This window comes from Bacillus sp. GMs2/2, from assembly GCF_050172095.1.
Taxonomy (GTDB): Bacteria; Bacillota; Bacilli; order Bacillales; family Bacillaceae_G; genus Bacillus_A; species Bacillus_A cereus.
In genome coordinates, this window is sequence record NZ_JBNLYE010000211.1 from 1 (window position 1) to 7,059 (window position 7,059).

Below are 7,059 nucleotides of genomic sequence, written 5' to 3' on the forward strand. Positions count from 1 at the left end.
AGTATAAGTAAAAGCCGGGATAGGATCAATAAATGTATTCCAGTTTTGTTGCATTTCTTTTTCTGTTAATAAACAATCATCTAATGATTGTTCAATTAAAGAACAGTTCATATCAATTCCGATAAATACGAGTTCGGTTATTCGATCTCCATATTGTTTATCCCAGTTTTTCAATACTTCTGGTTCTTCTGTAATCATTTGATTTTTTTCAGTTTCAGGTAATGCCGCTATCCATTCACCGGCTCCTTGAATTGTAATAGAGGAGCCTGCTTGAGATAGAAGCCCTATCATATTATTACGAGATGCCAACCAGAAGAATCCTTTCGCTCTTACAACATCTAAAGGCCATTTTTCTAGCCAATTCATAAGGCGCTCGGGATGGAAAGGATATTTGCGGCGGTAAACAAAAGAAGTGATACCATATTCTTCTGTTTCCGGTGTATGATGATCACTATTTAATTCTTGTATCCAGCCGGCCGATTGACTAGCTTCTTCATAATTAAATAGATTTGTGTTTAAAATTTCTTGTAATGGTACTTTGCTAAACGAAGATTCAAGAACTTTTGCATTAGGATTTAATTTTTTTAGTAAATGATGAAGCTCTATCACATCTTCTTTTTCTAGCAAATCTATCTTATTAAGAATAATTACGTTTGCAAACTCAATTTGATCTATTAATAAATCAATAACTTCTCGGGTATCATTCTCATCGATTGCTTGTTTTCGGTCTAATAAACTTTCTCCATCTGCAAAATCATCCCAAAATCTATTTGCATCTACAACTGTAACCATCGTATCGAGGCGACAATTTTTCGTTAAATCAATGGTAAGAACTTCGTCTGTATAAGTAAACGTTTGAGCAACTGGAATAGGCTCACTTATACCAGAAGATTCAATAATAATATAGTCAATATCACCATTTTCCACAAGACGATTCACTTCTATCATTAAATCTTCTCGTAGTGTACAACAAATACAGCCATTTTGAATCTCTACTAGTTTTTCCTCCGTACGTGAAAAACCACCCTTTTTTATAAGAGATGCATCAATGTTTACTTCGCTCATATCATTAACGATAACAGCTACTTTTAAGTTATTCTTATTAGTCAAAATGTGATGTAGTAAGGTAGTTTTTCCAGATCCTAAAAAACCACTTAATACAGTGATAGGTACTTTTTTCATGAAATGATCTCTCCTTTAAATCGTAATGATTACGTTTTATATTAAACGATAGGAAAAGAAAAATCAATAATAAATCATAATGATTACGATTTAAGAATAGAAATAGACTATAAAATTTGTGCTGTAGTATGAAGCATTTGGACAAGCACATGTTTACATATAAATAAAATGGAGGCGAGAAGCTTGGTCTTTAATAGAGTTTCAAAAGAATTAGTAGGCATAGCTCTTATCGCTATGTTTCTCTTTTTATTATTTTTTGTAGATTTTACAAGTCTAGTAAATTTGCACAAAAATATACCGCAGGAATGGCTGAATGTGAATACGGTATTTTTAAGTATCATTTTTGAAGCAATACCTTTTATTTTATTAGGGGTAATTGTTTCTTCATTTATTCAAGTGTTTGTGACGGAAGATATGATTCAAAAAGTAATGCCGAAATCTCCAATTGTTGCAATGATTCCAGCAGTATTTGTGGGAGTTCTTTTTCCAATGTGTGAATGTGTCATTATACCAATTGTAAGAAGGCTCATTCAAAAGGGGTTACCACTTCATGTAGGCATTGTTATTTTACTGAGTGCACCCATTATGAATCCAGTCGTTTTTTTATCTACTGTATATGCGTTTCAAAAAAATGATTACGTTGTATATGCACGCTTTGGGATAACAATTTTAGTTGCTCTATTCATAGGTCTAATTGTGTATTATTGCTATCGCGAAAGAAATGTTTTAAAAGACGTAGAGGTTTCAGTTCAAACAAGCAAAAAAAAGAGTTGGAAAGATGTTATGAATCACACTGTAGATGAGTTTTTTGATACTGGTAAGTATTTATTGATTGGTGCTTTTTTAGCAAGTGTATTTCAAACGTTTTTTGATCGGAATGTACTGGATGCAGTAGCACATAACGAAGTAATTGCTCCCATTATTATGATGGGGTTTGGTTATGTTTTATCAATTTGCTCTGCAGCCGATGCTTTTATAGCTGCGTCTTTTGGACATGTTTTCTCGATAAAGGCACTTCTCGCATTTCTTGTGTTTGGGCCTATGCTTGATATGAAAAATACGTTAATGCTATTTGCGTATTTTCAAAAGAGATTTGTATTCTTTTTGATGGGAATTGTCATTGTATCTGTGTATACCATCGTGCAAATCATAATGTTATAGGAGGTGAGAAAGAATGGAGAAAGAGGAGCAGAAGGCATATCATCGCTATATTCGTGGCATTATTTTAATTGGTTTAGCAATGCTCTTATTTAAACTACTTGTAACAGGGAATATTTATAATTTTATCGCTCCAAAAATGATCAAATTTACGTATATAGCTTTTGTAGTAATTTTAATTTTTGGTATTGTACAAGTTTGGGGAGATGGAAGAGAAAAACAGCATGATTATAATTGTTGTAAACATCATACAACATCAAAATCAGGGATAAAAAGTTTCTTTGTATATGTTTTATTTGTTGTTCCGATAGTTAGTGCTTTTCTCTTTGGAAGTGTAACAATTGATGGAAGTTTAGCAGGAAAAAGGGGTATGAATCAAAGTGTACAGGCGAGAAGTCTGGAAAGAAACGAAAAAGAGGGGAAACAGGTTAAGTTTGATGAGCGAGAAGTATTAGTTGATTCAGAAGAAACATCAAATTTAGCAACGACTTATAAAACGGAAGAGCAAGTAGTAAAAAGTATGTTAGGACAGCGTAAACTACAAGTAAAGGATAAGGATTATGTTCAAACAATGAATGTAATTGGTCAAAATGTTAATTGGTTTAAAGGGAAAGAAATTACATTCTTAGGGTTTATATATAAGGATAAAGATGTGACGGGTAATAAAGCAGTAGTGGCTCGATATGGCATAACTTGTTGTATTGCGGATGCATCAGTCTGGGGGATGATTGTTACCGGGAAAAATATTGAAAAAATTCCAGAAGAAACATGGGTAAAAATAACAGGATTATTAGATGAAACGACATATAAAGGAACAGTCTTTCCACTTGTAAAAGTAAACAAAATCGAGAAAATTAATAAGCCAACTGACCCATATGTATATGATGCGTTACCTCAATAGAAAAGAATAAATTCTTCATATTTTCATGAAATAGAATCATAATCAAGGCGATAAAAAAATAAAGATAAGAGTAATTTGGTTTGTTAAAAATATGTGCAGAAGGAGTTATGCGATGAACTGGGTTACTCATAAACCATCATTTGAATTTGAAACATTTAGTCCTATTATTCGGTCACAATCTGCGTGGAGTGGACATTTAGATTTTGCATATGACTTAGTACGATTTGAAAAACCAGAAACTTTAGTTGAGTTAGGTACACATTTAGGAGCTTCCTTTTTTAGTTTTTGTCAGGGAGTAAAAGATGGAGGGTTATCGACTAAATGCTTTGCAGTAGATACTTGGGCTGGAGATGGGCATACAGGTCCATATGGAGAAGGGGTTTTTCAAATAGTAGAAAAAGTAGTGAGCGATAACTACCTTAATATAGGAAATTTAATTCGATCTACTTTTGATGATGCTGTAGACCGGTTTCAAGATGAAACGATAAATCTTTTGCATATTGATGGCTATCATACGTATGAAGCTGTTTCTCACGATTATAATACATGGCTACCGAAAGTCGCGAAAAACGGTATTGTATTATTTCATGATATTGAAGTTAGAAGTAGTGATTTCGGCGTATATAAGTTTTGGGATGAGGTAAAAGCGAAGTACCCTCATTTTCAATTTGCGCATTCATATGGACTGGGAGTGTTATTTCCGAAGGGTTGTAGTGATAAGTTTGAGGAAATACTTAAAAATAAAGAAGAAATACAAAATATGTATAAATAAAGATAGGGCATACATCATTTTTATGATGTGTGCCCTATTTTTCATGTAGAAAATAATGGTGTGAATTAAAAAGCTAAGATAGTTGTAAAAAGTTTTATTGCAGCAAATATTAAAAAAGTTAGTATGGGATTGTTTTTTGTAAATAAAGTGAAGCTTTAATACGTTCATATCAATTCGGAATTTTACAGTAGTTAATTTCTTACCTAAGTGCTTTGCACTTACTGAATTTTGAGACGGGAGTCTTATTGGCCGAAAATATCGGGATAAATAAAAATACAACATTTTTTATATTTTTCATTGCGAAAAACGTAATCTACTTTTACAATAGAAAGGGTTGTGAATATATTATACTGGAAAAATAAATCGAAATAATATGAAAATTTTGTTTTGTCTTCGCTAATTGTATATTACATACATGTAAGACGACATACGTCATGTTATCGACTTGTAAGGAGAGAAAAAAATGAAAAGTGTAAGATTACCATCGATGCTAGAAATCATAGTTCTTTTATTACTATTTCTTGCTGTTGTCTTTTCCTTCCAAACGATTTTTGATCTCCCAATTCAATTAGCGCTATTTATTTCATGGTTTTTAGTAATTGCGCTTGGATTAAGATTAGGATTTCGTTATCAAGAATTGCAAGATGCAATTACGAAAGGGATTTCTAACGGATTAGAAGCGATACTGATTTTAGTTGCAGTAGGTGCTTTAATTGGAACATGGATTGCTGGTGGGGTAGTACCAACATTAATCTATTATGGATTAGAATTTATTCACCCTAGCATATTCCTATTAGCAACATTAATTATTTGTTCTATAACTTCTATCGCAACAGGAACGTCTTGGGGAACAGTGGGAACAGCAGGTATTGCTATGATGGCGATTGGTGAAGGACTTGGTTTACCACTTCCGCTTGTTGCTGGTGCAGTTCTTTCAGGAGCTTATTTCGGCGACAAATTATCACCACTTTCTGATAGCACAGTTCTTGCAGCTTCTATGGCAAAAGTAGATGTTATTGCTCACGTTCGAGCTATGCTCGTATTAGATGTTCCAGCTTATATTATTACTAGTATTATGTTTACTGTAGCTGGTTGGATGTATGGCGGCGATAATGTAGATTTGAATCGAGTAGAATTTTTAAAAGAAGCTTTATTAAAGCAATTTGATATTAAAATATGGATGCTTGTTCCGGCGGTCATTGTTATCGTTCTATTAGCGATGAAGAAACCGTCTATGCCAACAATTGCAATGGGAGCTTTAATTGGTGCAATTTGGGCAACTCTTTTCCAAGGGATGAACTTTGGAGAGGCGATTGGAACAGCTTATAACGGATTCTCAATTCAATCTGGTGTTGAGTTTGTTGACAAGTTATTAAACCGTGGTGGAATTAACGGCATGCTTGGCTCAGTAGCCGTTATTATTTTCGGTTTAGGATTTGGTGGATTACTTGAAAAACTAGGTGTTTTAAAAGTAATCGTATCAAAATTTGAGAAGAAATTAAATTCTGCAGGTAATGTAACATTGTCTACATTAATCGTGGCATTCTTAGCTAATATATTTGGTTGTGCGATGTATGTATCACTAATTTTAACACCAAAAATTATGGAAGATAGCTATGATAAATTAAAAATAGACCGTCGTGTATTAGCGCGTAACTCAGAAGTAGGTGGAACGTTAACTTCAGGTATGGTTCCATGGTCTGATAATGGTATTTTTATGGCTGGTATTTTAGGTGTAGCAACGTTCTCATACGTTCCGTTTATGTGGTTAAGCTTCGTATCGTTAATTTTAGCAGTTATTTACGGATATACAGGCAAATTCATCTGGTATGTAGATGATGCAGATAAAGGAAAGCAAGCATCATAAAATAAAAATCACCTTCTACAATATGTAGAAGGTGATTTTTTTATTTTTTAATAGCATTTGCTGAAGTTATTTCATTCTCATATTTAGCAATTTTTTGTTGTATCTTTTTTAAGTTTTTTTCAGTGTCTTGAATGAGCTGTAAGACATTGGTCTCCTGTTGTTTCATTAATTCTAACCTTTGAAGGATGGTAGATTCTCCTTCCATAGACCAGTCGATAAATTGTTTTATTTTTTGAATTGGCATACCAGTGTTTTTTAAACACAAAATCATCTCTAAATATTTCAGTGCTTCTTCATCAAAAACTCGATCTCCTTTTTCGTTTCTTTGCAGAAAAGGAAACAGTCCTTGTTTATCGTAATAACGTATTTGAGAAATAGTTAAGTGTTGCATTTTGGCGACTTGCCCAATTGTATAATACATATCATTCATCCTTTTATTACCAAGGTATAATGCCATCTTTGTTAAGTATTTTACCATTATAGTTTGTTTCACTTAATGCATATTTAATAATAATTTTAGCACTTTCAGTGGTTGTATGGCCACCGGGGGAATTTCCATTAAGATCCGTAGTTGTAAAACCAGGAGTTACCCCAAATACTTCTGGACCGTTAGTGGCAAATTCTTTACTAAAAGCTAATGTTAAAGCATTAATAGCTGTTTTTGAAGAATTATATCCTAGTGTATTAATTGGATGTGTTTCACCATTAGCAAACATTGTTAGTGAGGCCATGTCAGTTGTTACATTTATTATTTTACCGTTGCTTGAATTCTTTAATAATGGTAAAAAGGCTTGCATCATTTGGAAAGTTCCAAAAAAATTAACTTCAAATCCTTGGCGTAAAGTTTCAATATTTAATTCACTAGGTAGCATATTGAAGTCTAGCGCTATGCCTGCATTATTAATTAATAAATGTAAGTGATCAGTCGTTTCGTAAATTTTCTTTGTTGCTTCTTGAATGGATTGTGAATTTGAAATATCTACTTGAATATAGGAAACGTTTGAAACATTTAAAGATTCTACGGCTTGTTGTCCAAGTTGTTCATTACGAGCACCTAAAAATACGTGATAATCTTTTTCTGCTAATTGACGAACAAGTTCATATCCAATTCCTTTATTCGCACCTGTTATAAAAGCATATTTTTTCATATTGAATTCCTCCAGTAATGTTATAGTAGGT

The 7,059-nt window shown here is 32.9% G+C and carries 7 protein-coding genes; 4 read left to right on the forward strand and 3 right to left on the reverse strand.

What is annotated here, in order from left to right; all coding sequences use genetic code 11:
• Positions 1–1,182 (reverse strand): GTP-binding protein (locus ACQGS6_RS20155; RefSeq protein WP_426965481.1); only part of this gene is annotated, 1,182 nt, incomplete at its 3' end.
• 168 nt (positions 1,183–1,350) lie between these two features.
• On the opposite strand from ACQGS6_RS20155, the gene ACQGS6_RS20160 reads away from it, so the two are divergent.
• From ACQGS6_RS20160 to nhaC, 4 genes are all read left to right on the forward strand, one after another.
• On the forward strand, positions 1,351–2,343 hold the full coding sequence (locus ACQGS6_RS20160) for a permease (RefSeq protein ID WP_002004825.1): 993 nt from the start codon (positions 1,351–1,353) through the stop codon (positions 2,341–2,343).
• A 13-nt stretch (positions 2,344–2,356) separates the two neighbouring features.
• Complete coding sequence (locus tag ACQGS6_RS20165; protein WP_000409938.1) at positions 2,357–3,241, forward strand: TIGR03943 family putative permease subunit; 885 nt, start codon at positions 2,357–2,359, stop codon at positions 3,239–3,241.
• Positions 3,242–3,353: 112 nt separating this feature from the next.
• Positions 3,354–4,013, forward strand: a complete 660-nt coding sequence (locus ACQGS6_RS20170; RefSeq protein WP_001104673.1) for a class I SAM-dependent methyltransferase — start codon at positions 3,354–3,356, stop codon at positions 4,011–4,013.
• A 463-nt stretch (positions 4,014–4,476) separates the two neighbouring features.
• Positions 4,477–5,880 carry a Na+/H+ antiporter NhaC gene (gene nhaC / locus ACQGS6_RS20175; RefSeq protein WP_000843992.1) on the forward strand — a complete coding sequence of 468 codons (1,404 nt, stop codon included), beginning with the start codon at positions 4,477–4,479 and terminating at the stop codon, positions 5,878–5,880.
• Positions 5,881–5,920: 40 nt separating this feature from the next.
• Here nhaC and ACQGS6_RS20180 read toward each other — a convergent pair whose 3' ends face one another.
• Together ACQGS6_RS20180 and ACQGS6_RS20185 are read right to left on the reverse strand one after the other, a co-directional pair.
• The gene (locus tag ACQGS6_RS20180; RefSeq protein ID WP_000291861.1) at positions 5,921–6,301 is read right to left on the reverse strand and encodes a MerR family transcriptional regulator; all 381 of its coding nucleotides are present in this window, start codon (positions 6,299–6,301) and stop codon (positions 5,921–5,923) included.
• 16 nt (positions 6,302–6,317) lie between these two features.
• A complete protein-coding gene (locus tag ACQGS6_RS20185) occupies positions 6,318–7,028 on the reverse strand; it encodes an SDR family NAD(P)-dependent oxidoreductase (RefSeq protein WP_000759548.1) in 711 nt (236 codons plus the stop codon).
• Between the last annotated feature and the right edge of the window lie 31 nt (positions 7,029–7,059).

Bases quoted from the DNA above. Each gene is read 5' to 3' on its own strand.
- ACQGS6_RS20180 (WP_000291861.1), bottom strand. From the start codon at position 6,301: ATGTATTATACAATTGGGCAAGTCGCCAAAATGCAACACTTAACTATT.
- ACQGS6_RS20170 (WP_001104673.1), top strand. From the start codon at position 3,354: ATGAACTGGGTTACTCATAAACCATCATTTGAATTTGAAACATTTAGT.
- ACQGS6_RS20185 (WP_000759548.1), bottom strand. From the start codon at position 7,028: ATGAAAAAATATGCTTTTATAACAGGTGCGAATAAAGGAATTGGATAT.
- ACQGS6_RS20160 (WP_002004825.1), top strand. From the start codon at position 1,351: ATGGAGGCGAGAAGCTTGGTCTTTAATAGAGTTTCAAAAGAATTAGTA.
- ACQGS6_RS20165 (WP_000409938.1), top strand. From the start codon at position 2,357: ATGGAGAAAGAGGAGCAGAAGGCATATCATCGCTATATTCGTGGCATT.
- nhaC (WP_000843992.1), top strand. From the start codon at position 4,477: ATGAAAAGTGTAAGATTACCATCGATGCTAGAAATCATAGTTCTTTTA.